Raw genomic sequence first — 1,090 nt, 5'->3', positions numbered from 1 at the left:
CGCGGCGGGCACGTGACGCTGTCGCACCCGGCGATGCGGGCGGTCACCGCCAGACTGTGGGCGCGCGACGTCATCCCCGACTACCGCGATCCCGGCGGCCTGCGCATCGGCCTCTCGCCGCTGTCGACCTCGTTCGCCGAGACGCTCGCCGGCCTGCACGCCGTCGAGGCGGCAGTGCGCGCCGAGTCCCGCTGACCTTCCGGCTGCTGCGAGAACACCAGTCCGTCGCGCGACACGCCGCGCCGCAGCATCCGTCGCCAGACTGTCGCCGTCACCGACTGTTCTTTTCGCACGGGCGCCGAGGCCGGGGGGAGCGCCGGCTCTGACCTACACTGGCGCGATGAGCAACGAGGCTCCCGCGGCACCCGAAGCCACCGGCATCCCGTCATCCCGTCTCAGCCGAGGCACGATCGCGCGCTACGCGACCGGCTCGTTCGGCACGGGCGGCTTCGCGACGCTGCCGGGGCTCGTCCTGACCTACTACCTCACCGACTCGCTGGGCGTCGCCGCGCTCGCGGCCGGGGCGGTCATCACGATCGCGAAGGTGTGGGATGTCGCCATCGACCCCGTGATCGGCGCCCTGACCGACCGGGACCTCGCCCGCCACGGCACGCGGCGACGGCTCATGCTGATCGGGGCATGCGCGCTGCCGGTGCTGTTCGCGCTGACGTTCGCGGTGCCGCCGGCGCTCGGTCCTGTGGTCGGAGCGCTCTGGGTGCTCATGGCCTTCACGCTGACGGCGACGGCTTTCAGCCTCTTCCAGGTGCCGTACATCGCGCTGCCCGCCGAGCTCACGCCGCGGTACGACGAGCGCACGCGGCTGCTGACGTGGCGGGTGGTCGTGCTGACCCTTGCGATCCTGCTGTTCGGCGCGGGCGGCCCGGCGCTGCGCCGCGTCGCCGACGACCCGGTGATGGGCTATCTCGTCATGGGCATCGTGGCCGGCGTCACGATCGGCCTCGGCATGCTCGTCGCCACCACCGTCGCGAAGCGAGCCGCTTCCGCGAGCGCAGCCGCCGTGCCGCGCGGGGCCCGGGCCGGCGTCCGCGAGCACTACGCCGCCGGGGTGCGGGCACTGCGGCGCAGCGGG

General features: G+C 73.9%; 2 protein-coding genes. Both read left to right on the top strand.

The genetic code is table 11. From position 1 onward, the window contains the following. The coding region (locus EIO58_RS18430; protein ID WP_446723958.1) for a kynureninase/PvdN C-terminal domain-containing protein at positions 1 to 195 on the top strand (195 nt) is incomplete at its 5' end. A gap of 145 nt (positions 196 to 340) precedes the next feature. Further along, positions 341 to 1,090: MFS transporter (locus tag EIO58_RS18425; RefSeq protein WP_205789395.1), on the top strand; the 750-nt coding region annotated here is incomplete at its 3' end.

The organism is Microbacterium sp. CPCC 204701 (assembly GCF_004010105.1).
Classification (GTDB): domain Bacteria; phylum Actinomycetota; class Actinomycetes; order Actinomycetales; family Microbacteriaceae; genus Microbacterium.
This window is presented reverse-complemented; position numbering and strand designations above follow the sequence as displayed.